The following is a 25,143-nucleotide window of genomic DNA, read 5'->3' on the forward strand; positions in this document are numbered from 1 at the left end:
CCGGGTGAACCCGGCAGCCGGCCCTCTAATCCAACAGCCCTTTAGGCGTCTGCGGTTTCCGAAGCCACGGATCCGCGGGAATCGAGGTCGCGTAACTGGCCCTCGATGTAGGCCTTCAGGCGTGAGCGGTAGTCCCGCTCGAAGCTGCGAAGCTGCTCCACTTTGCGCTCCAGGACAGCTTTCTGCTGCTCGAGGGCGCCGAGGGTCTTGCGGCTCTTCTCCTGGGCATCGTTGACGAGGCCGCTTGCCTCGATCTGGGCCTCCGCGATGATCTTGTCGCGCTGCTCAACTCCGGCATTGACGTATTCGTCGTGCAGCTTCTGAGCCATCGCAAGCACACCAGCGGCTGACTCTGCGCCGCCGGACTGCTGGACGGGTGCGGGAGCGGGACGCTCCTCCACCTTGGGCGCTTCGACCTTCGGCTCTTCAGGCTTCTTTTCCTCGCGGACCTCTTCGGTCTGTGCGCTGGCAGCCACGGGTGCGGGCACTGCGGCATTCTGCGAGGTGCCGGTGGAGGCCTCCGACAGCTGACGACGGAGGTCGTCGTTCTCCTGGTTCAGGCGACGAAGCTCCACGACGATCTCATCGAGGAAGTCATCTACCTCGTCCTGGTCATACCCCTCACGGAACTTGGTGGGCTGAAACCGCTTGTTGACAACATCTTCTGGCGTCAGGGCCATCTGGTCACCTCATAGTGGATTTAGTCGAAGCCGCCTGTCGAGCAGACCTGACAACGGTACCGAATTGTGGACGTGCTTGTGGAGGAAAAACTCCTGCTTCACACCAATATGTGATTCAGCGTATATCTTTTAGGTCTCGAAAACTAACCGGCTCAGGCCTCGGCCAGCACACGGGCTACGGTCTTCAGGATTGTCGCTCCGAGGAAGACAACAAGGAACGCAAGATCCAGGGAAACGCCCCCAAGCCGCAGCGGCGGGATGAGCCGTCGGAACAGCCGGATGGGCGGGTCAGTGACCGAATAGATCGCTGATGCGAGAACCAGGGCAAGCCTGCGCGGCCGCCATCCCCGCGCGAACATCTGCACCGCGTCATACACGATGCGGATGATCAGCGCGAGCTGGAAAAGCATCAGCACCAGGTAGATCAGAGCGAACACCAAGCTCACGTGTCAGTCACAGTCCTCTGGCATGAAACGGAATAATTGTCTGTAAACAGTAAACCGTGTCAGCTCTGATTGAAGAAACTGGCCTGGCCGTCACTGGCCTTCTGGTCCTCGCCCAATACTTCGATGTAGGACGGGGACAGCAGGAAAACCTTGTTCGTGACACGTTCAATCGACCCGTGCAACCCGAAGACAAGCCCGGCAGAGAAGTCGACGAGGCGCTTGGCGTCTGCCTCGCCCATATCCGTCACGTTCATGATGACTGGAATACCGTCCCGGAAGCTTTCGCCGATGAGCTTCGCATCATTGTAGGAACGGGGATGCACTGTGGTGATCTGGCGTAGGGAAGAAGCGTCCTCACGGGCCGACTGCGCACGCTTGATCGGGGTAACCGGCGCTCGGTATTCCTCCGGGGCGGCCTTGGTCACGGGCGCAGAATCAACATGGCGCTCGTCACGGTCGTAGTCCACGGAGTAGTCCTCATTCCTGCTGTTGGATGTCTTGGGCTCGGGCTCGTAGTGCTCGTCACCGTCGGCGAGCCCAAGGTAGATCATTGTCTTGCGCAGTGCGCCAGCCATGGTAGCTCCTGTCATTCCTTCGTCATGCACCGGTGGTGCGAAACGCCCGCGGTTACAGCGTTGACGCTACCCCAAGGGCGGTCGCGCGCCGAGGACATCTGAGCCTACGCGCAGGTGTGTCGCGCCCGCTGCGATCGCATGCTCCAGATCACCGCTCATGCCGGCCGAGATAGCCCGGGCTTCGGGGTGACGGGCGACGACGTCGGCCGAGATCGCGGCCAGCCGCTCGAACGCCCCGCGGGGGTCTGCTCCCAGCGGGGCGACGGCCATCACCCCCGCCAGCCGCAGGTGGCCGGCGTCGTCAATTCGGTCCGCGAGCTCGGGCACCTCCGATGGGACGGCACCGCCCCGGCCGCCGGTCGGGTTGTCCGCCAGGTTCACCTGCACGTAGCACTCAAGCGGGATGCGCGCAGGCTTACCGGTCTCCGCCCGACGCTCCTGCTCTTTCGCTACGGCCTTCTCGAGGGCATTGACGAGTGAAATCCGGTCCACGGAGTGCACGGAGTGCGCATAGGCAACCACGGATCGCGCCTTGTTTGTTTGAAGCTGCCCAATGAAATGCCACCGTAGGCGCGGATCCGCCTCTGCCGCCTTCGCGGCAGCTTCCTGATCGCGGTTCTCCCCTACATCCTTCACGCCAAGCGAAGTCAGTAAGCCAACATCCGATGCGGGGAAGAACTTGGTGACCACGATGAGGGTGGGCCGGCCGGCACGGTCCGTAGCGGCCAACGCTTCATCTATGCGCGCGCTGACCCGGCCGAGGTTGACCGCTAGTTCGGCGCGCCTGTCGGGGTCGGTCATGCCGGCCAAACCAATCCCGCCATACGTCCTACCGGACGTCCCCTGCCCACGGCACGATGCGAGAACAGTTCATCGTTCTCGAGGCTGCAGAGATGACTGGAGGCCGGACCGAGTTCCTGAACCAGCGCCCCGGCCGCACCCAGCTGGGTACGGACGCCGGCGGGAAGGTCCAGCGCCGGCGTTCCCGAGCTCGTGGTGCTGAAGGTCGAGGGCACTGCCTCTGCAACGCGCGCCCGCAATTCCGCGGGGACCTCGTAACACGCACCACAAACGGACGGCCCAATCCAGGCGTTGACCCTGTCCGCTCCGGTTTCCCGAAGACTGCTGACAGCTCTGCCTGCGATGTTGCCTTCCACCCCTTTTCTGCCTGCATGCACCACCGCGGTGGAAGCGGCACCACGGGAATCAATGCCAACGAGGACCACCGGCACGCAGTCCGCAACCAGCACGGCCAACGCTTCCGATCCAGCCGGGCTGACCAGAGCATCAGCGTCAGGAACACCAGCTGAAACCTGCGCAACGATGGTCGAGTGGGTCTGGTTCATGAACCGCAGCGATCCGGGCGCGATCCCCATCCCCGATTCCAGGACGGACCTGTTGCGTGCTGATCCTTCCGGATCATCGCCGACATGCGTTGCAAGGTTACCGGCCGCCCGACTCGTGAAGCCGATCCGAACACCGGGAACGGCCGACGACGTCCAGAAGAACACCCGTTTACTTCAGGAAGTCGGGAACGTCCAGGTCATCCGAGCGGCCTGCCGAGTAGTCAGGTTCGACGACGGCGGGGAGGTCAACATCAAAGCCTGCATCTCCAGGCACGTCGTTGCGGCTGCCGTTGGAGGAGTTATGGGCCCAGCCGCCTCCCACGCCTGCGGCAACAGTCTGCGGAACGGGGGCGGCCTCCCTGCCGACGGCGGGCGCCGAAGCCGGCTTCGACGCCGGTGTCGCTGGCTGGGACGTTGCGTCCACCTGGTCGAAGCCGGCAGCGATAACCGTCACACGCGCTTCATCGCCCAGGGCGTCGTCGATAACGGCACCAAAGATGATGTTCGCCTCCGGGTGCGCAACTTCCTGCACCAGGCGCGCGGCCTCGTTGATCTCGAAGAGACCGAGGTCCGAGCCGCCCTGAATCGAGAGCAGGACACCGTGCGCACCGTCAATGGACGCCTCGAGCAGCGGCGAAGCGATAGCCAGTTCTGCTGCCTTGACCGCACGGTCCTCTCCACGTGCCGAGCCAATGCCCATGAGCGCTGATCCTGCACCCTGCATGACCGACTTGACGTCGGCGAAGTCGAGGTTGATAAGGCCCGGCGTGGTGATGAGATCGGTGATGCCCTGAACACCGGAAAGCAGCACCTGGTCTGCGGACCGGAACGCATCGAGCATTGAGACGTTTCGGTCGCTGATCGAAAGCAGCCTGTCATTCGGGATGACAATCAGCGTGTCAACCTCGTCCCGCAAAGTGTCAATGCCGGTCTCGGCCTGATTCGATCGACGGCGCCCTTCGAAAGTGAACGGGCGCGTCACAACGCCGATGGTCAGCGCTCCAAGCGAACGTGCGATGCGCGCAACGACGGGAGCGCCGCCCGTGCCCGTGCCGCCGCCTTCTCCTGCAGTGACAAAGACCATGTCGGCGCCGCGAATTACCTCTTCGATCTCCTCGGCATGGTCTTCAGCCGCCTTGCGTCCAACCTCGGGATCCGCGCCTGCGCCCAGACCCCTTGTGAGTTCACGTCCGACGTCAAGTTTTACGTCAGCGTCGCTCATCAGCAACGCCTGCGCATCGGTATTGATGGCGATGAATTCCACGCCGCGCAGCCCGACCTCAATCATTCGGTTAACGGCGTTCACGCCACCGCCGCCGATGCCGACGACCTTGATGACGGCCAAGTAATTCTGCGGTGCTGCCACGTCCTGTGTCCCTTGTTCGATCTGTGCGCTGTATTGGGATATTGAAAGCTGAGTGCCCAACCTTCAACCTGGATAACGTTCACTCTCAACTTGAGGGTTAATGTTATGTCAAGTAACTTCTTACTGAGACGCTAGGGGCAGTGGCACTGCCATGCAATGACCACCGCAGCGTGTCGGAAAACTTCATCGGGTTACCGGACGCGAAGGCGTGCTCACGTCGTACACCGAGACCGGCGGATCCTGCTCTCCGAGGGTGAGCAGCGCCGCAAGAACCCGCGACTTGGCAGCGTTCTCCTCCGCGCTCCCCCAGAAGATCGTCTTGCCGTCCGTCAACTTCAGTTCCACCGAGTCGATGGAGTTCGCGGAAGCATGCACCAACCGTTCCAGAATGTCGGCCGGCAGCGAGGCCAGCACCGCTGTGATCGAAGAGAACACGTCGCTGTTCACGGCGTTCTCGCCGCCGTCGATCAGGGGCAGCGCCACGGACTCGCGCTCAGCCACGGTGGCCAGCTCGCGGCCCTCGGAATCGATGAGGAGAAATTTCCCGCCGCTTTCCAAAATGGCGACAGGCACGCGCTCGACGATGGTGACGTTCAGGGTCGAGGGCGGAGAGGCAGCCACGGAAACATCCTGGACAGGCGGGAAGTCAGCCAGCAGCGCACGCACATCGTCGTCGCTGATCTGGGTGAGGGACCTCCCTACGAGCGGTGCCAGGGCAGCCGACACCTGTTCGGTGGGCACCAGCCGGTTGCCCTGGATGTCCAGGTTCCGCACTGCCAGGGCAGGCGAGAGAACGAGGTAGGCGAGCAACCCGGCAATCGCCAGTATCACGGCGGAGATGCCGATCAGCCACCACCGCCGTCGTCGTCGGGCCGGCGGTTCGGGGAACGCGACGACGGTGCCCGAATCCCCGCCCCGGTCAATCAGGGCAACCGGGGCGTCTTTCCGAGCAGTAATGGCTTCCTGGGGCGCTTGTCCCCTGTGCTCCGCAGCCGCCTCGGGAATGCTTTTCTGTGCGCTGATGGTGTCAGAAGCGGACGACGACGCCGGGGGTCTGCCATTGTTCGGCCGGCGTGGAGCGCGGGGGCTCATGACGAACCTCCTCCATCTTCGGCAAGCAGTTCGACCAGCACGGGGCCGAACCGGGTAACGTCGCCTGCCCCGACCGTCAGGACGATGTCTCCGGCCTGCACCGTGTGCACTATCTCGCGCACGGCATTGTCGGCGTCAGGGAAATGACCGCCGGGAACAGTCAGGCGGTCGGTGATCAGCCGGCTGGTCACTCCCGGCACAGGATCTTCACGCGCGGCATAGATGTCGAGCACCCGGACCGAGTCGGCCAGGGACAGCGCAGCGGCGAACTCCACCGCGAACTCGCGCGTGCGGGAGAAGAGATGCGGCTGGAAGAGTACGTGCACCCTGTGATCACCTGCAACCGTACGCGCAGCGGCCATCGCTGCGGCAACCTCTGTCGGGTGGTGCGCGTACTCATCGAAAACCCGCACACCGCGGCTCTCGCCCTTTGCTTCGAACCGACGGGCGGCGCCGGAGAAAGCTGCAAGGCCTGCGGCCGCGGCCGCTGGATCCACTCCCAGCTCGAGTCCCACCGCGAAGGCGGCTGCAGCGTTCAGTACGTTGTGCCGTCCGGGTACGCCCAGCTGAAGTTCCTGCTGGCTGTCCAGACCGTCCAGCGTGAAGGACAGGAGACTGTTGGAGGTGCTCCCCACAGCCCGGGTGGCGCTGACTCGCACATCGGCGTCCTCGCCGTACCCGTAGGTGCGCACGCGACGCGAGCCGGTCGTACGCTCGGCGAGAGCCGCGGCGCCCTCGTCATCGCGGCACGCAATCAGAACGCCGTCGTCATCGGGCAGGAGCGCCGCGAAACGGTCGAACGAATCGAACACCGCCGCCGCCGAACCGTAGTGGTCCAGGTGATCGGCCTCGACATTGGTTACGACACCGATCCGCGGCCGGTAGTTGAGGAAGGAGCCATCGGATTCATCCGCCTCGGCCACGAAGACCTCGCCTTCTTCCCAGGCGGCGTTCACCCCCAGTGCCGCAACGTCCCCGCCGATGGCGAACGACGGCGCCCTGCCTGCAGCCTGCAGCATGACCGTGATCATGGATGTGGTAGTGGTTTTGCCATGGGTTCCGGCTACCGCGACCACGGTTCGCCCATCCATCGCTGCCGCCAGTGCCTCCGAGCGGTGAAGTACCCGCAGGCCGCGCGCTTTAGCCTCGAGAAGTTCCGGGTTGCTCTCGCGGATAGCGCTCGAGACGACGACCGTGTCCGCAGAGCCAAGGTTTGCCGCATCATGCCCGACGTGCACGCGAGCGCCGAGTGCAGCAAGGGCCTGTAGTCCTTTTGAATCCGCGGCATCCGACCCGGAGACCGGTACCGATCTCCCGAGCAGCACCCTTGCGACGGCGGACATTCCCGCACCGCCAAGCCCGATGAAGTGGACCGCACCCAGCTCTGCTACTACAACGCTCATGGGCGAACTCCAGCTGCGTCGAGGATCAGGCCGGCCATCCTGGTGTCGGCGTCGCGCACGCCCAGGGGTGCGGCGGCAACGGACATCCGTGCCAGCCGCGCGGTGTCCTGCGTGAGCGGGAGTGCCTCGGCGGTGAGCCAGTTCCCCGAAAGACGCTCGTCCTCAACCAGTACTGCACCACCTGCCGCGACGAGCTCGGCGGCGTTTCGGCGCTGCTCGCCGTTGCCGTGCGGCAGGGGCACCAGGATGGCGGGCAAACCCACCGCCGCGACCTCGCTGACCGTCGCCGCGCCGGCACGCGCGAGCAGGAGGTCCGCCGCTGCGTAGACATCTTCCATGCCGTCCACGAACTCGATCTGGCGGTATCCCGGCGCGGTAAGCAGTTGACCGTGTGGCCCGGTGACCTGCTTGTCCCGGCCCGTGATGTGCAGAACCTGTACGCCTGGCCCCTCCGAGCCGAACCCCGCCGCAGCTTCGGCCACCGCGCGATTGATGCTGGCAGCCCCGGAGGAACCACCGGTGACTATGAGGGTAGGCAACTGCGGGTCCAGCCCGAGGCGTTCCCGTGCGGGAGCACGGCCGCTTGCCCGGTCGAGGCTTGAAATCTCCTTGCGCATAGGCATACCCACCCACTGCTCGTCCGGCAGCCCGGTTCCGCGGAAGGCGACCGCGACTGTCTTCGCTATCCGGGAGCCGAGGCGGTTCGCCAGGCCCGGCCGCGCGTTCGCCTCATGGATGACCACCGGAACACGGCGAAGCCAGGCGGCGAGGTAGAGCGGCGTCGACACGTAGCCGCCAACGCCGACGACGACGTCCGCTGACGCCGCGTCGATGATCCGGACGGCCTGCCGCACTGCGCGAAGGAGCCGCACAGGCAACTTGATCAGGTCAATCGATGGCCTGCGGGGCATGGGCACGCGTTCGATAGTCTCCAGCCTGTAACCGGCCGCGGGCACCAGGCGGGTCTCCATTCCGGCTGCAGTACCGACCGCGACGATGGAAACGCCGGGCTGGGCTTCGTCCAGGGCGCGTGCGATGGCCAGCAGCGGACTGATATGCCCTGCCGTACCACCGCCGGCGAGGACAACTGACAGGTTTGTGGACTCGCTCAAGGTGTTCTCTTGCTCTTTTCCATGCTGCTTGCGGTCTGGGCGGGATCGGGGACGGCAGGGGGCATCCGGCGCGCGAACGCCAGGAGTACGCCAACGGCCGCGAGGGTGAAGGTCAGCGCCGAACCACCGTAGGAGATGAACGGCAAAGGTACACCGATGACGGGCAGCACACCCGTGACCATACCGATATTGACGAACGCCTGCCCAATCAGCCAGACCATGATCGACCCCATCAGGATCCGGACGAAGGGATCGGTGTAGCGACGGGCTACCCGAAGGGTGGCTACGGCCAGAATGCCGAACAGGATGATGACCACGAGCGTTCCGACCAGACCGAACTCCTCGCCAATGATGGCGAAGATGAAGTCGTTGTGCGCTTCCGGGATCCAGTTCCATTTCTGGCGGCTCTGCCCGATTCCCACGCCCCACCAACCTCCGGAGGCAAGGGCGAAAAGGCCTTGGTTCGACTGAAAGCACGGGTCCAGGGCGCTCTCACAATTGAGGCGCAGCCAGGCTTCGATGCGTGTACTCCGGGTGGCGTTCAGTAACGTGGCGCCGAAAGCCGCAGCGATCCCAACAGCCCCGAGAATGATGAACATCCTCATTGGCGCGCCGGAGAAGAAGAGCGCGGCCGCGATGATCATTCCAAGGATGATCGCGGTCCCGAGGTCCCCGCCGAGCATCACTAGCAGAAGGATGACTCCGCCGAGAGGCAGCACAGGAACGAGCGCATGCTTCCAGTCCCTGACGAGCCCGCGCTTCCTCTCCAGAACGGTGGCGCACCAGAGTGCGAGCGCCAGTTTGGCGGGTTCGGATGGCTGTAGCGATTGGTTGCCGATGCGGATCCAGTTCTGGTTCCCGTTGATGCTTTCACCAATGATGAGCACGAGAACCAACAGAACCACCGCGACGCCGAGTCCCGGCCACGCCAGGATCTTGAACATTCGGGGCCCAAAGCGTGAGAGGACAAGCATCATGACAACACCGAGCACGGCGTACATACTCTGCTTGAAGAAGAAGTCGAAGACGATCGCGCCCTCGTCAGTGGGTTCGACGCTTGCCGCGGCCTTGGCAATCGACTCCACGGACGACGCCGAAAGGACCATCATGAGCCCGATGGCAGTCAGCGCGAGAGTGGCGCCGAGAATCATGTAGTAACTGGAACCGCTGGTTTGTTTGTCCGATCCCTCGAGGAAGCGCCAAAGGCGAACAAACTTTCCGATCAAACCGGTTCTTTCCGGAGGGGGTTCGACGACGGCGGGGCCCGGTGAGCTTTCCGATTGCGTTGTCGGTGTGGACCGCTTGGCCACGGGGTGCGGCCGCAACGCCGGTTTCCGGCGGGGATGCCGGGTGGGCGTGCTGACCATTACAACTCCTTAGCGGTGAATCCCTGTCCCTCCACAATCCCGCGAACCGCCTCGATGAAGGCGTCGCCACGGTGAGCGTAGGAAGGGAACTGGTCCATTGACGCGGCCGCCGGCGCCATGAGCACCGTGTCGCCGTCCTCGGCTATCCGTAGCGACTCAGAAACTGCCGCCCGCATGGCCAGGACGCCGTCGGAATTCGAGTTTTCGACCGGCAACCCGTCCTTACCAGTGTGACCCGGTGCCGGACGGATCAGCGGAACATCCGGTGCGTGTCGGGCCAGAGCGGACGCGAGGTCCGAACTGTCCTTTCCGATCAGGACCACGGCCTTGAAACGCGTCACGTTCCTGCGGACCAAATCCGTGTAGTCGACGCCCTTGGAAAGCCCGCCCGCGATCCAGACGACCGAGTGGAAGGAGGACAGCGAGGCATCCGCCGCGTGTGGATTCGTTGCCTTGGAATCGTTGATCCACAGCACTCCGTCCCGTGCTGCCACCAGTTCTATGCGGTGGCCGGACGGAGAGAAGTTTCGGAGCCCGTCCCGCACGGCCACCGCCGGTACTCCTGCCGCCCGCACCAGCGCGGCGGCGGCCAGCGCGTTAGCCACCAGATGCCGGGGTACGACCTCGCCGAGATCCGTTACGGAGGCAAGTTCAGCCGCGGAGTCCTTCCGCTGCTCGATGAACGCCCTGTCAACCAGCAGGCCGTCCACAACGCCCATCATGCTGATGGCCGGCGTGTCCGTGGTGAAGCCTATGGCCCGGCAACCCTCCTGGACATCGGCTTCCTCGACCATCCGTTCGGTGGCGGGGTCCTCGACATTGTAGATACAGGCAATCTGCGTGTTCTCGTAGATTTTGGCCTTGTCCGCCCGGTAGGCCTCGAAGCCTCCGTGCCAGTCCACATGGTCTTCGGCGAGATTAAGGCAGACGCTGGCCAGCGGAGCAATGCTGGAACTCCAGTGGAGCTGGAAGCTTGAAAGTTCGACGGCGATCACGTCGTAGCCCTGCGGGTCGCGGATGGCGTCGAGCAACGGCGTACCGACATTGCCTGCCGCAACTGCGCGCAGGCCCGCTGCCCGCAGCATGGACTCTGCGAGGGTCACCGTGGTGGTCTTGCCGTTTGTGCCGGTGATGGTCAACCACTCGGCCGTGGGCCTTCCCTCGCGGACGCGAACACGCCAGGCGAGTTCAACGTCCCCCCAAATCGGAATACCCGAGCCCGCGGCGGCCGCGAGCAGAGGTTGGTCAGGACGCCAACCGGGTGAGGTGACAATGAGCTCCGGTGCCGATCCCTCGACGTCGGGGAGCGATTGCGCGGCCTCTGCTCCCAGCAGAACGTCTACGGCACCCACGATTCGCAGTGTGTCGGCTTTGGCCCGGTTTTCCTCTGAGTCCGTGGCGTCGCACACCACGACCCGGGCGCCGAGTTCGATCAGGGTGTCGGCGGCTGAGAACCCCGAAAGACCTATTCCTGCCACCACCACACGGAGTCCGGCCCAGTCGGCGTCCCACGTCTTGAGATGATCCAGCCGGTCCGTGGCACCGTCGAAAGTCACAGCAGTACAACCCATTCAGCGTAGAAGATACCCAGGGCGACGGCGACGAAGAGTCCCGCCAGGATCCAGAAGCGCACCACCACCGTGACCTCCTGCCAACCCTTCAGCTCGAAATGGTGCTGCAGGGGCGCCATTTTGAAGACGCGCTTGCCGCCCGAGAGCTTGAAGAATCCCACCTGGATGATGACGGACAGGGTGATCATGACAAACAGGCCGGCCATAATCACCAGAAGGAGCTGGGTGCGCGAAAGGATCGCAAACCCGGCGATCGCGCCGCCGATTGCGAGCGATCCGGTGTCACCCATGAAGATCTTGGCGGGTGAGGTATTCCACCACAGGAATCCGACAAGGGCTCCGCACATGGCTCCCGCGATCAGCGCGAGATCCAGTGGATCGCGCACTTCATAGCAGATGTTCGCCGGAACTGAAGGGTCCGCGCAGCGCTGGTTGAACTGCCAGATTCCAAGGAGCATGTAAGCCCCGAAAACGAAAACGGACGCTCCGCTGGCGAGCCCGTCCAGTCCGTCCGCGAGATTTACTCCGTTGGAGGCCGCCGTGATGATCAGGTTCGACCAGATGACGAAGAGGATTGCTCCGATGAGAGAGCCCGCGAATGCGAGATCGAACGCTGTGTCGCGAACAAAGGAGATAGCGGTCGACGCCGGAGTCCGCCCGTTCGCGTCCGGGAAGTTCAGGGCAAGGATGGCGAAGAGAACGCCCACCACCGTCTGGCCGATGATCTTGGCGGGCGCGCTGAGCCCAAGGCTTCGCTGTTTGGAGATCTTAATGTAGTCATCGAAGAACCCGACCAGTCCCATCCCGACCGTCACCAGCAAAAGCAGCATGCCTGAGGCTGTGGGGCCATCTGTTGCACCGGCGGCCATCATGATCAGGTGCGTGCCGAAGTAGGCGAGCACCACAGACCCAACGATCACGGCACCGCCCATGGTCGGCGTTCCGCGCTTGGTGTGGTGAGCAGTGGGTCCGTCATCCCGGATGAACTGGCCGTAGCTTTTATTCACCAGGAGGCGGATGAAGAGCGGCGTTCCGATCAGGGCAAGAACGAGGGCCGAGGCGGAGGCTATCAGCAGCGCAATCACGGCGTGGTGCCCCCCTGGTTCTTCGGATAAGGTCCGTTCGGCCCACCCTGTGATCCCGGTTGATCGTCGGGCACGGCCGGCGAAGAGTCTGAGGCCAATGCTATCCGATCGCCTAGATGGCGCAGTCCGGCGCCGTTGGAGGATTTCACGAGCACGAGGTCCCCGGGAACAAGTTCGCGGTCAAGGATTTCCTCGGCCTCACTGACATCGCGGGCGAACAGCGCCTCGTCTCCCCAGGAACCTTCCAGCACAGCGCCGGCGTGCAGAGCCCGTGCTCCGTCCCCAACAACGATCAGCTTGGATATGTTCAGCCTGACCACCACGCGCCCAATCGCATCGTGAGCGGTGACCGATTCCTCGCCGAGTTCGAGCATCTCGCCCAGCACCGCCCAGGTGCGGCGTCCGCGCCCGAGTTCAGCGAGAGTGGCCAGGGCAGCGCGCATCGACTCCGGGTTGGCGTTGTAGGCATCGTTAATCACGGTGACGCCATCCGGACGGTCCGTCCGTTCCATTCTCCAGCGGCTCACCGCCCGAGCCGCGCACAGCCCGGCTGCGATCTTCTCCCCCGGCACTCCCGCGGCATGCGCAGCCGCGGCCGCTGCCAGCAGGTTGGCAACATGGTGCCGCCCGATCAGCAGGGGCCGCACGTCGTGGCGCGTATCGTTCGGAAGGACCAGCGTGAAGCATGGGTTTCCCTCAACTGAGAGGAAGACTTCTTCGGCGCGCACGACTTCGCTGTCTGCGCTCTCGAAGGTGGAATCCTCGCTGAAGTAGACGACCGGTGCCTGGGTGCTCTTCGACATCGTACGAACCCGGTGATCATCGGCGTTCAGGATGGCAAGTCCGTTCTCACCGAGCGAGCGCGGGAGTTCCGATTTCGCCTCGGCGATCCGCTCCACTCCGCCGAACTCACCTGCGTGGGCCGAACCGACGCAGAGCACGACGCCGATGTCCGGCTTGACCATCGAGCACAGGTAGTCGATGTGCCCGGCTCCTGTGGCGCCCATCTCAACGACAAGGTACCGAGTGCCGTAATCCGCGGAGAAAACCGTGAGCGGAACGCCGATCTCGCCGTTGTAGGATCCGATCGGGGCGACCGTCGGCCCCTGGGCGCCGAGCAGTTGTGCAAGCACGTCCTTGGTGGTGGTCTTGCCTGCCGAGCCGGTGATGCCGATGACAGTCAGCGGGGAGCGTTCCCTTAGCCGGCGTACCGTTTCGGCGGCCAGCTTGCCCATCGCTTCCACGGCATCGGGTACGACGACGGCGGGAAGATCGGCGCCGTCGTCGTCGGCCACTGCACGCTCGGCCAGCGCAAGGACCGCGCCGTTCACGAAGGCTGCGGACACGAAGTTGTGCCCGTCGGTAGTCTCGCCCGGTTTGGCGATGAAAAGACCGCCCGGTCGGCTCTCGCGGGAATCCGTGGCCGCGGAGCTGACAACGAGCGAAGGCTCCTTCTGAGCCGCCTCGGAGAGCCTACCGCCGGTGATCGCCGCGATCTCGGCTGCGCTGAATTCAATCATGACGATCTAGGACTCTATCCTGTTGCCGGAGAGCGCAGAGAATCCATGCCGTGTCAATGCCGCCGCCAGTTCAGCCCGGTCATCGAGCGGCAGATTCACGCCCTTGACCTCCTGCCAGACCTCGTGTCCGCGGCCCGCGACAAGGACGACGTCGCCCTTCCGCGCCAGCGCCACGGCCCGGTCGATTGCAGCGGCCCGCGGGAAGATTTCAAGGATCTCGCAGGAAAGATTCTCGGCGTCTTTAGCCCCTTGCGCGCCCTCCAGGACACCTGCGCGGATAACCGCTTCGTCCTCGTCATGCGGATCATCGTCAGTGACGATCACCACGTCGGCGAGGCGAGCGGCGGTAGCTCCCATCACCGGGCGCTTTGAGACGTCGCGCTGCCCTGTTGCACCGAAAACGATGAGCAGTCGCGAATCCGCCCTAGGGACGCGCACCGACTCGAGAGTCAGCGCGAGGGCGTCCGGATTGTGGGCGAAATCGACGATAGCCGCCGGGTCTTCACCGATCAGTTGCATCCGGCCGGGGACTTCGGTGGTGAACGGATCGTTGAGCTCGGCCGCGCGCTGCAGGTCCTGATAGGACACACCGGTTGCGAGAACCATGACGGCCGCCAACGCAGCGTTCGCCACGTTGAAGGTTCCGGGCAGTCCACACCGGAGCACAAGCTCCTCCCCGGCCGGCCCGCTGAGTGTGAATGCGTGCCCCAGCCCGACCCGGGAAATCCCGGATACCGTCCATTCCGCGGACGATCCACCGCCCACGGACAGCGTGACGGTTTCCAGGTCCGTTTGCCTGGCCAGGCGCCGGCCCCATTCATCATCCACGATGATGACGGCCCGGTCCGCCCGATTCCGGCTGAAGAGGGCGGCCTTGGCGTCGAAGTATTCGTCCATGGTGCCGTGCAGGTCGAGGTGGTCCTGGGTGAGGTTGGTGAAGCCGACGACGTCGAACCGCACGCCATCAATCCGGCGGTACTCCACGGCATGGGAGGACACCTCCATGGCGGCCGCCTCGATACCCCTCTCCCGCATGAGCGCGAGGATCCCATGAACCTGGGGGGATTCGGGTGTTGTCAGTGCGGACGGGATAGCTGAGTCTCCGGCGCGAATCTCGATGGTGCCAATCAGGCCGGTGCTCAAACCCAGCGACGCACTCAGCGCGTTCAGGAAGTAGGTGGTGGTGGTCTTCCCGTTGGTTCCGGTGACGCCGAAAAGAGTCGGACGTTCCCGCGCCGGCTGGCTGTCAAAGACGACGGCGGCAAGGGGCCCGACATAGTCCCGCACCGGCGCCGCACGGTACAGCGGAATGCCGGTACCGCGAAGCGCCGCCGCTGCGGTTTCCAGCCCCGCGTCATCGGTCAGCACCGCACTGGCGCCTGCGGCAACCGCCTGGGCCGTGAAGTCGGCACCGTGACGTCCGGTGCCGGGCACTGCGACGTACAAGTCCCCGCGAAGCACTTCGCGCGAGTCGATGGTGACACCTGTGACCGAGGCGGCGCCGTCGTCGTCGTTGTCTCCCCCGTCCGCGAGCTGCACCGGAGGGAGCCCGGCCGGAAGGGCAGCAAGGATCTGGCTCATGGAGCGGGGCACGACGACGTCGGGACGCATGCGCGAAGCCGCGCCTGACTGTTCATTTATGGACACTGGAGCCTGCTTACGCGATAAATCAGTACACAACCGGGTAAGTTTCGGGCTTACCGGTGGAAGGCGGAACGTTATTCGAATTGAGGACGTGCTTCATGACCTTCTGGAAAGAATCCCCCGGAAGCAGATAGTACAGGTCTCCCTGGGGCCGCTGCAGGGTCACGACCACCACATACTTGGGGTCCTCCATCGGGGCCATTCCCGCATAGGAGAGTGTGTAGCCGTCGTAGCCCCCCTGCGGGCTTGGGGCTTCGGCAGTGCCGGTCTTCGAGCCGACGCGGTACTCCTCCAGCGCCCCTGTGGCACCCGATCCCTCCACCGTCACCGTCTCGAGCATGTTGTGCAGCTTGCCCACAGTCTCCTCAGACACAACCCGCGTGCCCTCCGCCTGCGGAACCTTGTGCTCCGTACCGTCAGGGTCGATGTAGGCATCGATGAGGCGGGGTTGCAGCCGCACGCCGTCGTTCGCGATCGTCTGGTAGATCGAAGCTGTGTGGAGCGCGGTCTGAGCGAGGCCCTGCCCGAACAGGACGGTGTACTGCTGCCGGGGATCCCAGGTGTCGGGAGTGGGCAGGATCCCGGAGGTCTCACCGTTGAGGCCGACGTTGAGCGGCTCGCCGACGCCGAACTTGCGGAGCCAGTCATAGCGCTGCTGGGGTGTGAGTTGTTCGCCGATCATCACCGTACCCGTGTTCATCGACTTGGCGAAGATTCCCGCAGCAGTACGCTGCTCGGTACCGTGCTCGAAGGCATCCGTGAAGGTTTGGTTGTCAACCGTGTAGCTCGGCGGGATCTCGAACCGGCTTGTGGGCTCAATTATGCCTTCTTCCAGGGCGGCCGCCATGGTGATGAGCTTGGTGGTGGAGCCCGGCTCGAACGAGGCCGTCACTGAAAGTGCCTTCCGGAACTCGGGGTCCGTCGCGGTGAAGTTGTTGGGATCCGGTGACGTGGACTGAGCCATTGCCTTGATGGCGCCGCTTCCCGCCTCCATCACCACTATGCTGCCCCACTGCGCGTTGTAGTCCTGCACCTGGGCGGCGATGGTCTGCTGTGCGAAGAACTGCAGGTCCCGGTCGATCGTGAGCCGGACGGACTGTCCATCTTCGGCGGGCACATCCTCATTGGTTGCGTAGGGGATGCGGATGCCGTCGCCACCGATTTCGAAGGTACGGCTTCCCGGCGTCCCGGTCAGCCGATCTTTCTGGGTGAGCTCGATGCCGCTCAGCGGTTCGTCGGTCCCCAATGACCCGACAATTTCACCGGCGACGGCTCCTGAGGGATAGGTACGGAGGGTAGTTTCGTCCGCATATATCCCCGGCATCTTGATGTCCATTACCTTGTTGCGTACATCGGGCGTCACCGAGCGCGCAACAAGGGCAAACTTGTCTTCGCCCAGGATTGAGGCTTTAAGCGTTCCGACATCCTGGCCGAGGATCGCTGAAAGCTCCTGGAATCCCTGCTCCATCGGGATCTCAGTGGGCTCCTCGTCCGTTTCGGCTTCAAACCGGTAGAAAGATTCGACGTCGCTCAGTGTCTGGTCAACCACAATGTCAAAGCGCTGCACCGTGTGCGCCAGTTCGTTGCCTTCGTCGTCGAGGATGCTCCCCCGGATCGCCGGCACCGGTTGCGACACCAACCGCTTGTTGAGCCCCACCTGCGCCATGCCTCCGAGGTCGAGCCCCTGCACCTGGAAAAGCCGGACGCCGAGCACCAACAGCAGGATGAGCACGAAGGCCAAACCCACCCTGAGACGCGCGGCTCCGAGTGCCACCCGAAGCGCTTCGTGATTGGGGGTTTCCGCTCGTGCCACTGTCGGATCCTCGCTATTGCTCGACGGTTGGGTTCTTACTGTCCGGGTGCGGCCTGCTGGGGTGCCGGGATGGTTCCGCCGCCCGCCGCCGGTTCGGGCTCCGTTGGCGCGGCGGCCTGCGCTTCATTCGCCGGGGGCTCATCCGAGGATGACGGCGGTGCTTCCGGCGCTTCCGCCGGGAGCTCTGACTCGCCGGCGGCGTCGGCAGGCTCCGCGGGCAGAGGTGCTGTACCGACGTCGTTGGTTGTACTCACGGCTGGTGCCGGTATGAGAACGGGCGGTGCATCGGACTCCTTGGCTGGCTCCGGGCTGCCGGTGACTGCCAACGAATCTATATCAATGGAGCCGAATGTCGGGGAGGCGACCATGTCGAGTTCACCCGCCGCGACGGCAAGATTCTGTGGCGCGCGCAGGTTTTCCAGTTGCTGGGTAAGCGCCTGATTCTCCTGTGCCAAAGCCACTTCCTCGCCGCGGAGTGACACAAGCCGGTACTGGCTGCTCGAAACGGAGATGTTGAGCATCAGTACCACCACCAGCGCGGCAACAAGGGCGAGCATGCTGAAAACAGCGAATGGGACCCGGCCCCGCGTGGGCCGGGCCGGCACAACGGAGAGAGGGGTCCGGCGTCGTATGCGCTCCGGCTGCTGTACCGCAGGAAGGGACAACGCCCGGGCAGTGTTACCGGCGACCGCGCCCATCGCTTCATTGTGGGCCCGCAGCCTATTTGGACCGGCGTTCGAATGCGGGCGCGACGTCACGCCCGGCCTCGACTTCAGAGAAGTGCTCATCGCGCGTTCCTGTCTCTCGTGCTTGGTCTGGTGCGTTCCACTGCTCGAAGCTTCGCGGAGGCGGCGCGGGGATTATCCGCTATCTCCTGGTCGGTGGGGGCTTCGGTCCCGCGGGTGAGCGCGCTCAGGTATGGCTTGTGCTCTTCGAGTTCCACCGGGAAGCCCGGCGGGGCAGAGGAGCGTGTCCCTGCAGCGAACGCAGCCTTCACGATCTTGTCCTCGAGCGAGTGGTAGGACATGGCAACCACACGGCCCTGTACCGCGAGAACGTCGATCGCGGACGGAATGGCCCGCGTCAGGACGGTGAGTTCCTCGTTGACCTCGATGCGCAATGCCTGGAACGTCCGTTTAGCGGGATGCCCTCCTGTGCGGGCCGCACCCGCGGGCACAACGGAGCGGATCGCGTCCACCAGCTCGCCGGTGGTTGCGAATGGCTTCTCCTGGCGTGCTCCTACAATTGCGGACGCGATGCGTCCCGCGAACTTCTCTTCGCCCCAGGTGCGGATGATCCGAAGCAATTCATTCTCCGAATAGGCGTTCACTACATCTGCGGCGGTCTGTCCGGTGCTGGTGTCCATGCGCATGTCCAGCGGGGCGTCGAAGGAATAGGCGAAGCCCCTTTCACGCTCATCGAGCTGCAGAGAGGAGACTCCGAGGTCGAACAGCACGCCGTGCACTTGCGGGATCCCAAGGTCTTCGAGAACTGGCGGGATTTCGTCATAGACGGCGTGAACCAGATCCAACCGGTTCTCATAGGCGGAGAGACGTTCCCCCGCGAGCTGCAGCGCCTGGCGATCGCGGTCGATGCCTACAAGGTGGAGTTTGGGGAACCGTTCGAGGAGAGCTTCAGAATGGCCGCCCATACCCAGGGTGGCGTCAACGACGACGGCGCCGTCGCCGGCTGTTTCGATTGCGGGCGCCAGGAGGGCCAGGCAACGATTGCGCAGTACCGGGATATGCCGGTCCTCGGTGGGACGTTCCCTGCCCATCTGCCCGCTCCTTCCTGCCGTTCCTCCAGATGCGCACCCGGTAACTGGCCGCTGCGGCCTCTTCTTGAATCAGATCCCCATCCGCTCCGGGCCCTTGCCTGCCTGACTCAGGGGAAGTTGAGTCAGGTAGTTCAAGGCCCAAGCGGCTGGAGGTCTCATGCAAGAGAAGATCTCGCTGGTGTCCTGCCGGGTACTTGCTTGTCGAATGTCCTGTTGTGGTGGTTGGCAGCGACTGTCAGATAATGCCCGGCAGCGCATCTTCGTCAGTTTCGGAGAAGGAGTTTTCCTTCTCTTCGAGATAGCTGTTCCAGGCGGATGCGTCCCAGATCTCCGCGCGGCTTCCCGCACCGATCACTGCCAGCTCCCGGTCCAGCCCTGCATAGTTCCGCAGGGTAGGTGGAATAGTTACCCGGCCCTGCTTGTCCGGAACCTCATCTGAGGCGCCGGACAGGAAGACGCGGATGTAGTCCCTTGCCTGACGCGAAGATATAGGTGCTTCCCGCATCTGCTCGTGAACCTTTTCGAACTCCCGCTGACTAAAAACGTAGATGCAGCGCTCCTGCCCCCTGGTCAATACCAGGCCGTCGCTCAGCTCATCGCGGAACTTGGCCGGAAGGATCAACCGACCCTTCTCGTCAAGGCGGGGAGTGTGTGTTCCGAGGAACATCTGCCACCGCCTGTCCGTCCGGGAGGGCTAAGCGCAACCACTACGCTCTTATAGCCACCACTTTACTCCACATTCCTCCCCCGTCAATCCACTCCGTCCCGTTTCTCTCCCGGATGTGATCTCGGGACCGCATAAACGCGCGGAAGTACACCCGTGGTGGGAAGTGAGGAAGACGGGCGCCCTTTGGCACGCCATTGGAGGAGCAGTGCCCTTGGCCTGCAGTTTCAGGAGCGCCGAGGCGCCTGAGGACGAAAAAAAACCACCGGACCCGCTATCTAAGCGGGTCCGGTGGTTGAAAGTGGAGGGCGCTGGCTACCAGCAAATGGGTGAAGCTACGGTTGATCCCGTTTGCGCTCATCCCATTTCTCTTCGAGGCTGCTGAGAAAGCCGTTACCGCGGGAAGCGCTGGCCGTCTTCGTGTCCTTGCCGCCACCCGGGGCAGACCCGCTCAACTTGGACTTTGTGGTGGCGTAGTACACCCCTGCTCCCATGATCAGGAAGCCGGCCACCCCCACAGGAATGAACTGGTTGGTGATTCCCAGCAGCAAGACTGCCAAGCCTGCCACCGTAACCAGCGACCCAAGCACAATGCGCCGCGTGGACATGGAGCGGGGCGTGCTCGACGCCATGGAGTGGGCAAATTTGGGATCATCGGCATGAAGCTGTTGTTCCAACTGGTCAAGCAGCCGCTGCTCGTGCTCCGAGAGTGCCATCACTGCCTCCTTGCTACTAATACCGAATCCCTCAACCCAACAACGCGCATTGCCGGGAACTGGTTCCCGGCTGAACTGCAGCCAATGGCACCGGCCTGCTGATCTGAGTGGGCCAACACCTGGTTCGCCCCCTTGTAATAAGGATAGATTGCAATGCCGTCCAGCGAAAGCCGGAGATTTGAAGTGGAGACCCTTACTTCTGCGCGAAATCAACGATGTGACCGCGGATTCCTGCCCTCACCGGTTTCCGGCATCCGTCGGTCCAACAACCGCGCGGGCATGATCACCGAGGCCCCAAATTTTCCCTTCACCTTATCGAGTGTCTCCTCCGCAACGCGCCAGTTGTCATCCCTGCGATCGATCGTGAGCTGGTGCGCACCGTCGTCCCCTGTTTCCAGCCGTTCGGCACGAATGCCGATCAGCCGGACACTCATCGGCCGCGGGCCAAGGGAATCCAGGAGCAGGCATGCCGCACCATAGAGCGCATGCGCACTGTCCACCGGTTCCGCCAGCCTGCGTGAGCGTGTCAACGTGGAGAAGTCGGCATACCGCAGTTTGAGGGAGATGCCGCCCGTCCGGAGATGGGCTGCCCGCAGCCGGGAAGCGGTGCGGTGGGAGAGCCGAAGCAGCTCGGCCCGCAGGATGTCGTCGTCGGCCACATCCGCCGCAAACGTCTCCTCAGCGCCAATACTCTTCTCCTGGCGGGTGACCGTCACCGGCCTCGGATCCTTGCCCCAGGCGAGCTGGTGCACGTGCGTTCCAGATACCCCGAGGAGGCGTTGAAGAACAGATACCGGCGTGCGAGCGACATCCTCCACCGTCGAGATACCGAGCCTTGCCAGCACCTCCTGCGTCTTGACCCCCACGCCCCAGAGCGCAGACACCGGGAGCGTATGCAGGTACTCCACGGTACTGGCCGCGGGAACGAGCAGCAGTCCATCCGGCTTCGCACGCGTCGAAGCGATCTTGGCAACGAACTTGGTCGAGGCGATTCCTACGCTGGCCGTAATGCCGAGCTCCCTGCTGATCCTCGCGCGGATCTCCTCACCGATTGTGCGCGGCGAGCCGAGCCGCCTGATCGAACCCGCCACGTCGAGAAAGGCCTCATCGACGCTGAGCTGCTCGACCAGGGGCGTGATGGTTCCGAAAATCTCCATCACCGCGGCGGAAACTTCGGCGTACCGGTTATGATGCGGCTCTACGATGACCGCGTGCGGGCATAAGCGCATGGCGGTCGACATCGGCATGGCCGAGCGCACACCGAAACGCCTCGCCTCGTAGGACGCCGAAAGCACTACGGAACGTCCGGACGGCGATCCGGCAATGACGGCCTTCCCCCGAAGCTCCGGACGGGACAGAAGCTCAACAGACACGTAAAACGCGTCCATATCCACGTGCAGGATGGCGCAGTCCGCGTCCTCGATTCCCGCGAGGTCGGAACGAGCGGGCATGAGCCCATCCTATGCCTCGATGCTGCGCCGCCGGCCGACGCTCGCGCCGGGGACCCTACCGTTAGCGCCTAACGGCCCCCCCAGCACTCGCTGACGCTCGCGCCGGGACCCTACCGTTAGCGCCTAACGGCCCCCCAGCACTCGCTGACGCTCGCGCCGGGACCCTACCGTTAGGCTTGGAGCCATGACTGCCGGGACGCCTTTGACACCATCAGCCGTCCAGATGGAGCAGGACCGGTTCAGGCAGAATCTCGCCACGGCCAGCCGCGAATTCTTCTCAACTCAGCGCACAATTCTCGGCTCGATCGCCCAGGACAGCGTCGCTCTGGTCGACGCGATCGAGGACCTGACAACCGGCGGCAAGAAGCTGCGCCCGTTGCTGTGCTATTGGGGGTGGCGGGGTGCGGGAGGAGCAGATGACGACCCCGGCATCGTCACCGCAGGCATGGCGCTTGAGTTGTTCCAGGCGGCGGCGCTCATCCACGACGACATCATTGACCGCTCCGACTTCAGGCGGGGCGCGCCAAGCGTACACAGGCGCTTCGAGGCCCGCCATATCGACGGCGAATGGCGCCTGGACCCAGAGCGTTTCGGCGCTGCTGCGGCCATCCTGGCCGGCGACCTGTGCCTCGCCCTCAGCGAAGAGGCATTCGCCGGCACACCGGGCGCGTCCGGCGAAGCGGGCCGCGCACGCTCCATCTTCAACCTCATGAGAACCGAAGTGATGGCGGGCCAGTATCTCGACCTGCTTGAGGAGGCGGTGGGGCCGGGCAGGGATGCTGGGGACGCCGTCGATCGCGCCCTCACCATCGTGCGCTTCAAGTCCGCCAAGTACTCGACCGAACATCCGCTGCGCATCGGCGGAGCGCTGGCCGGGGCATCTGAGTCAGTTCTGGCCGCGTATTCAGCCTTTGCCCTTCCGCTGGGGGAAGCGTTCCAGTTGCGGGATGACCTCCTCGGGGTTTACGGCGATCCCGAGATGACCGGAAAACCCGCGGGCGACGACCTGCGGGAAGGTAAGCGGACCGTGCTCATCGCCAAGGCGCTCCAGCACTGTGACCCGGCCGATCGCGCTGCCCTCAACGCGGGACTCGGGCTCTCCGGACTTACTGACGCTGAGGTGCTGACTCTGCGCACGATCATTGACCGGTCGGGAGCGCGGGACGAGGTGGAGGCGCTCATCACCGAACGGGCCGCCACCAGCTCCAGCGCCCTGGAAAGTATGGACCTCAACCCATTGTGTCGCGCAGCGCTCGCATCACTGGCTACAGCTGCCATTGTTCGGGTTTCGTAGGACACCCGCCCGCTGACAGACAGCAGGAACCGTTACCAGGCGAGCGCCTGCGCACGACGGCGAATCTCCGTCTTGCGCCCTTCCTTCAGGGCGTCGATTGGCCTGCCCGGAAGGGAGTCGTCATCTGTGTAAAGCCAGCGAATGATGTCCTCGTCAGTGAAACCTGAGTCGCCCAGCACCGCAATGGTTCCCTTGAGACTATCCAGCACGTGACCATCGGCGATGAACTCAGCCGGAACGGACCGGATTCCCCGCTCAGTGACGCGCACTGCAACGAGGGCGCGCTCGTTCAGCAATCCGTGCACCTTCGTGACAGACACGTTCAGGGCCTCCGCGACATCGGGCAGCGGGAGCCAGTCGGGGACTAGATTCTCAAGGTTATCCACCCCTTAAGCGTGCCACGCGGATACGCGGGACTCCACCCACTTCCCCAACACGCGGAAGAAGCCAAAATATCGGGCGAGAAGTAACTGTTGTGGTATGCGACAAATAGTGTAGATTCACATAAGTCACATGAGTAACACTAACAACTTGTGTCTCAACTGCACCATGGGGCAAGGGGATCACGGCGGCATTGACTGGCGCTCCTGCCCTCCCACGCGCGGGCCAGCCCGCCAACATAGACGAGGACCAGACATGACCGCCCAGCGCCCGTCATCGCCGCTGAACGCATCCGCCGCCTGCAATCAGCCACCAAGGAACCGCGGAATCAACATCGCGGTTTCGACCGCGGCGATTCCCGCCGTCGTACTGTCATCGGTAGCCCTCGCTGCTGCGCCGGCCGCCGCAGCTACGGCGCCGAACCACACCGCCTACCAGCCGCTGAAATTCATCCCGGTTATCAAGGGGCCGAACGCAGCACTCGTACCCGCAGCGCTTGTCGCTTCCCAGGTTCCTCGGGTCATGCCGATGCAGAGCACGCCCACGGCCTACGTTGTTCGTTCCGGCGACACAATCAGCGGTATCGCTACCCGCCACGGGCTGAAGATGCATGACGTGCTGAAGCTGAACGGGCTGAATATCAACTCGATCATCCATCCCGGCCAGAAAATCAAGCTCAGCGGATCGGCCAGCTCGCCCTCGGCTCCGAAGAAGGAGTCCGCAGGAGCCAACACACCCGCGGGCACCTATGCGGTGAAACCCGGCGACACCCTCAGCGGCATTGCGTCCCGGCACAACGTGAGCCTGGGCTCGGTGCTCCAGGCCAACGGACTCTCGATGAGCTCGATCATCCATCCCGGCCAGAAAATCAAGGTCGGGGGTGTGGCTACGTCCACGCCCGCACCCAAGCCGGCTGCACCCAAGCCTGCAACGCCCAAGCCGTCAACAGGGAGCCCAGCAGAGACCTACACCATCAAACCGGGAGACACCCTTGGCGCAATCGCGGCACGCCACGGCGTCAGCCTCGGCACGGTGCTCTCCGCCAACGGGCTGTCGATGAACTCAATCATTCATCCCGGACAGAAGATCAAGCTGGGAGGCGGCTCGAGCGTAGCCGTCCAGTCCACCCCACCCGCCAAGAAGCCGGCGCCTGCCCAGCCATCCGGCGGCCAGTACACAATCAAGGCAGGAGACACGCTCGGTGCGATCGCTGCCCGGCACGGTATCAGCCTGAGCGCCTTGCTCTCGGCCAACAAGCTCACTGCCACCACGATCATCCACCCCGGCAAGAAGCTCACAATCCCCGGTGCTACCAAAGCGAAGCCCGAAGAGAAGCCCGCGGACCTGGTCCCGAACACTTTCCTCCACTACACCTACCCGGACGCCGTCGTGGCTGAGGCGAACAAGAACAAGCACACCCTCAATGGGTTGCCGGTCCCCTCACAGTCGCAGATGAAAGCCATCGTGGCGGACACCGCACGCAAGATGGGCGTTGATCCCAGCCTCGCCCTCGCTTTCTCCTACCAGGAGTCCGGATTCAACCAGCGGGCGGTCTCCCCCGCCAATGCGATCGGAGCCATGCAGGTCATTCCCATGTCGGGCGAATGGGCTTCCGATCTGGTGGGTCGCAAACTGAATCTCCTGGATCCGTATGACAACGCAACTGCCGGCGTCGCGATTATCCGCGCCCTGATCCGCTCCAGCCCCAATTTGGACGATGCGATCGCTTCCTACTACCAGGGCCAGTATTCGGTTCAGACGCACGGGATGTTCGCTGACACCAAGAACTACGTGGCGGCAATCAAGGCTCATCAGAAGAACTTCCGCTGAGCCCCTGCCC

At 63.8% G+C, this 25,143-nt stretch carries 23 protein-coding genes; 2 read left to right on the forward strand and 21 right to left on the reverse strand.

What is annotated here, in order from left to right; genetic code table 11:
* Nucleotides 1–41: 41 nt before the first annotated feature.
* From ACX80C_RS01970 to dinB, 20 genes are all read right to left on the reverse strand, one after another.
* Nucleotides 42–680, reverse strand: coding sequence for a DivIVA domain-containing protein (locus ACX80C_RS01970; RefSeq protein ID WP_459324537.1), 639 nt, complete (start codon nucleotides 678–680; stop codon nucleotides 42–44).
* A gap of 152 nt (nucleotides 681–832) precedes the next feature.
* Entirely contained in the window at nucleotides 833–1,126 is a 294-nt protein-coding gene (locus tag ACX80C_RS01975) for a YggT family protein (RefSeq protein ID WP_167992441.1), read from the reverse strand.
* Nucleotides 1,127–1,185: 59 nt separating this feature from the next.
* On the reverse strand, nucleotides 1,186–1,701 hold the full coding sequence (locus ACX80C_RS01980) for a cell division protein SepF (protein ID WP_459324538.1): 516 nt from the start codon (nucleotides 1,699–1,701) through the stop codon (nucleotides 1,186–1,188).
* A gap of 66 nt (nucleotides 1,702–1,767) precedes the next feature.
* Nucleotides 1,768–2,502 (reverse strand): YggS family pyridoxal phosphate-dependent enzyme, encoded by a 735-nt coding sequence (locus ACX80C_RS01985; protein ID WP_459324539.1) that lies wholly within the window; start codon nucleotides 2,500–2,502, stop codon nucleotides 1,768–1,770.
* Nucleotides 2,499–3,212, reverse strand: a complete 714-nt coding sequence (locus ACX80C_RS01990) for a polyphenol oxidase family protein (protein ID WP_459324540.1) — start codon at nucleotides 3,210–3,212, stop codon at nucleotides 2,499–2,501. Before ACX80C_RS01990 ends, ACX80C_RS01985 begins: the two co-directional genes overlap by 4 nt.
* Nucleotides 3,213–3,216: 4 nt before the next feature.
* Nucleotides 3,217–4,413 (reverse strand): cell division protein FtsZ, encoded by a 1,197-nt coding sequence (ftsZ, locus tag ACX80C_RS01995; protein WP_459324541.1) that lies wholly within the window; start codon nucleotides 4,411–4,413, stop codon nucleotides 3,217–3,219.
* Nucleotides 4,414–4,596: 183 nt separating this feature from the next.
* Entirely contained in the window at nucleotides 4,597–5,505 is a 909-nt protein-coding gene (locus ACX80C_RS02000; protein ID WP_459324542.1) for a cell division protein FtsQ/DivIB, read from the reverse strand.
* The gene (murC, locus tag ACX80C_RS02005; protein ID WP_459324543.1) at nucleotides 5,502–6,908 is read right to left on the reverse strand and encodes a UDP-N-acetylmuramate--L-alanine ligase; all 1,407 of its coding nucleotides are present in this window, start codon (nucleotides 6,906–6,908) and stop codon (nucleotides 5,502–5,504) included. The genes ACX80C_RS02000 and murC overlap by 4 nt, the downstream gene beginning before the upstream one ends.
* Complete coding sequence (murG, locus tag ACX80C_RS02010) at nucleotides 6,905–8,020, reverse strand: undecaprenyldiphospho-muramoylpentapeptide beta-N-acetylglucosaminyltransferase (RefSeq protein WP_459324544.1); 1,116 nt, start codon at nucleotides 8,018–8,020, stop codon at nucleotides 6,905–6,907. Before murG ends, murC begins: the two co-directional genes overlap by 4 nt.
* A complete protein-coding gene (gene ftsW, locus ACX80C_RS02015) occupies nucleotides 8,017–9,387 on the reverse strand; it encodes a putative lipid II flippase FtsW (protein WP_459324545.1) in 1,371 nt (456 codons plus the stop codon). Before ftsW ends, murG begins: the two co-directional genes overlap by 4 nt.
* Nucleotides 9,387–10,958 carry a UDP-N-acetylmuramoyl-L-alanine--D-glutamate ligase gene (gene murD / locus ACX80C_RS02020; protein WP_459324546.1) on the reverse strand — a complete coding sequence of 524 codons (1,572 nt, stop codon included), beginning with the start codon at nucleotides 10,956–10,958 and terminating at the stop codon, nucleotides 9,387–9,389. Before murD ends, ftsW begins: the two co-directional genes overlap by 1 nt.
* Entirely contained in the window at nucleotides 10,940–12,043 is a 1,104-nt protein-coding gene (gene mraY / locus ACX80C_RS02025) for a phospho-N-acetylmuramoyl-pentapeptide-transferase (protein WP_459324547.1), read from the reverse strand. The genes murD and mraY overlap by 19 nt, the downstream gene beginning before the upstream one ends.
* On the reverse strand, nucleotides 12,040–13,563 hold the full coding sequence (locus tag ACX80C_RS02030; protein WP_459324548.1) for a UDP-N-acetylmuramoyl-tripeptide--D-alanyl-D-alanine ligase: 1,524 nt from the start codon (nucleotides 13,561–13,563) through the stop codon (nucleotides 12,040–12,042). Before ACX80C_RS02030 ends, mraY begins: the two co-directional genes overlap by 4 nt.
* A gap of 6 nt (nucleotides 13,564–13,569) precedes the next feature.
* On the reverse strand, nucleotides 13,570–15,174 hold the full coding sequence (locus ACX80C_RS02035; RefSeq protein ID WP_459324627.1) for a UDP-N-acetylmuramoyl-L-alanyl-D-glutamate--2,6-diaminopimelate ligase: 1,605 nt from the start codon (nucleotides 15,172–15,174) through the stop codon (nucleotides 13,570–13,572).
* A gap of 58 nt (nucleotides 15,175–15,232) precedes the next feature.
* Nucleotides 15,233–17,020, reverse strand: coding sequence for a peptidoglycan D,D-transpeptidase FtsI family protein (locus ACX80C_RS02040; RefSeq protein ID WP_459324549.1), 1,788 nt, complete (start codon nucleotides 17,018–17,020; stop codon nucleotides 15,233–15,235).
* 35 nt (nucleotides 17,021–17,055) lie between these two features.
* Nucleotides 17,056–17,808 carry a hypothetical protein gene (locus ACX80C_RS02045; protein WP_459324550.1) on the reverse strand — a complete coding sequence of 251 codons (753 nt, stop codon included), beginning with the start codon at nucleotides 17,806–17,808 and terminating at the stop codon, nucleotides 17,056–17,058.
* Nucleotides 17,805–18,797 (reverse strand): 16S rRNA (cytosine(1402)-N(4))-methyltransferase RsmH, encoded by a 993-nt coding sequence (gene rsmH, locus ACX80C_RS02050; protein ID WP_459324551.1) that lies wholly within the window; start codon nucleotides 18,795–18,797, stop codon nucleotides 17,805–17,807. Before rsmH ends, ACX80C_RS02045 begins: the two co-directional genes overlap by 4 nt.
* A gap of 235 nt (nucleotides 18,798–19,032) precedes the next feature.
* A complete protein-coding gene (gene mraZ, locus ACX80C_RS02055) occupies nucleotides 19,033–19,464 on the reverse strand; it encodes a division/cell wall cluster transcriptional repressor MraZ (RefSeq protein WP_459324552.1) in 432 nt (143 codons plus the stop codon).
* Nucleotides 19,465–19,796: 332 nt separating this feature from the next.
* The gene (locus ACX80C_RS02060; RefSeq protein WP_459324553.1) at nucleotides 19,797–20,177 is read right to left on the reverse strand and encodes a DUF3040 domain-containing protein; all 381 of its coding nucleotides are present in this window, start codon (nucleotides 20,175–20,177) and stop codon (nucleotides 19,797–19,799) included.
* Between the two features lie 209 nt (nucleotides 20,178–20,386).
* Complete coding sequence (gene dinB, locus ACX80C_RS02065) at nucleotides 20,387–21,628, reverse strand: DNA polymerase IV (protein WP_459324554.1); 1,242 nt, start codon at nucleotides 21,626–21,628, stop codon at nucleotides 20,387–20,389.
* 184 nt (nucleotides 21,629–21,812) lie between these two features.
* On the opposite strand from dinB, the gene ACX80C_RS02070 reads away from it, so the two are divergent.
* The gene (locus ACX80C_RS02070; protein ID WP_459324555.1) at nucleotides 21,813–22,922 is read left to right on the forward strand and encodes a polyprenyl synthetase family protein; all 1,110 of its coding nucleotides are present in this window, start codon (nucleotides 21,813–21,815) and stop codon (nucleotides 22,920–22,922) included.
* 32 nt (nucleotides 22,923–22,954) lie between these two features.
* On the opposite strand, the gene ACX80C_RS02075 is transcribed toward ACX80C_RS02070, so the two are convergent.
* Nucleotides 22,955–23,308, reverse strand: coding sequence for an Rv2175c family DNA-binding protein (locus tag ACX80C_RS02075; protein ID WP_459324556.1), 354 nt, complete (start codon nucleotides 23,306–23,308; stop codon nucleotides 22,955–22,957).
* Between the two features lie 250 nt (nucleotides 23,309–23,558).
* Between ACX80C_RS02075 and ACX80C_RS02080 the strand changes: the two genes are divergently transcribed.
* A complete protein-coding gene (locus ACX80C_RS02080) occupies nucleotides 23,559–25,133 on the forward strand; it encodes a LysM peptidoglycan-binding domain-containing protein (RefSeq protein ID WP_459324557.1) in 1,575 nt (524 codons plus the stop codon).
* The last annotated feature ends 10 nt before the right edge of the window (nucleotides 25,134–25,143 follow it).

This window comes from Arthrobacter tecti, from assembly GCF_054511355.1.

Coding starts and splice junctions, on each gene's coding strand:
- ACX80C_RS01970 (WP_459324537.1), bottom strand. CDS start 680: ATGGCCCTGACGCCAGAAGATGTTGTCAACAAGCGGTTTCAGCCCACC.
- ACX80C_RS01980 (WP_459324538.1), bottom strand. CDS start 1,701: ATGGCTGGCGCACTGCGCAAGACAATGATCTACCTTGGGCTCGCCGAC.
- ACX80C_RS01985 (WP_459324539.1), bottom strand. CDS start 2,502: ATGACCGACCCCGACAGGCGCGCCGAACTAGCGGTCAACCTCGGCCGG.
- ACX80C_RS02000 (WP_459324542.1), bottom strand. CDS start 5,505: ATGAGCCCCCGCGCTCCACGCCGGCCGAACAATGGCAGACCCCCGGCG.
- murC (WP_459324543.1), bottom strand. CDS start 6,908: ATGAGCGTTGTAGTAGCAGAGCTGGGTGCGGTCCACTTCATCGGGCTT.
- ftsW (WP_459324545.1), bottom strand. CDS start 9,387: ATGGTCAGCACGCCCACCCGGCATCCCCGCCGGAAACCGGCGTTGCGG.
- murD (WP_459324546.1), bottom strand. CDS start 10,958: ATGGGTTGTACTGCTGTGACTTTCGACGGTGCCACGGACCGGCTGGAT.
- ACX80C_RS02030 (WP_459324548.1), bottom strand. CDS start 13,563: ATGATTGAATTCAGCGCAGCCGAGATCGCGGCGATCACCGGCGGTAGG.
- ACX80C_RS02035 (WP_459324627.1), bottom strand. CDS start 15,174: ATGCGTCCCGACGTCGTCGTGCCCCGCTCCATGAGCCAGATCCTTGCT.
- ACX80C_RS02045 (WP_459324550.1), bottom strand. CDS start 17,808: ATGAGCACTTCTCTGAAGTCGAGGCCGGGCGTGACGTCGCGCCCGCAT.
- rsmH (WP_459324551.1), bottom strand. CDS start 18,797: ATGGGCAGGGAACGTCCCACCGAGGACCGGCATATCCCGGTACTGCGC.
- mraZ (WP_459324552.1), bottom strand. CDS start 19,464: ATGTTCCTCGGAACACACACTCCCCGCCTTGACGAGAAGGGTCGGTTG.
- ACX80C_RS02060 (WP_459324553.1), bottom strand. CDS start 20,177: ATGGCACTCTCGGAGCACGAGCAGCGGCTGCTTGACCAGTTGGAACAA.
- dinB (WP_459324554.1), bottom strand. CDS start 21,628: ATGCCCGCTCGTTCCGACCTCGCGGGAATCGAGGACGCGGACTGCGCC.
- ACX80C_RS02070 (WP_459324555.1), top strand. CDS start 21,813: ATGACTGCCGGGACGCCTTTGACACCATCAGCCGTCCAGATGGAGCAG.
- ACX80C_RS02080 (WP_459324557.1), top strand. CDS start 23,559: ATGACCGCCCAGCGCCCGTCATCGCCGCTGAACGCATCCGCCGCCTGC.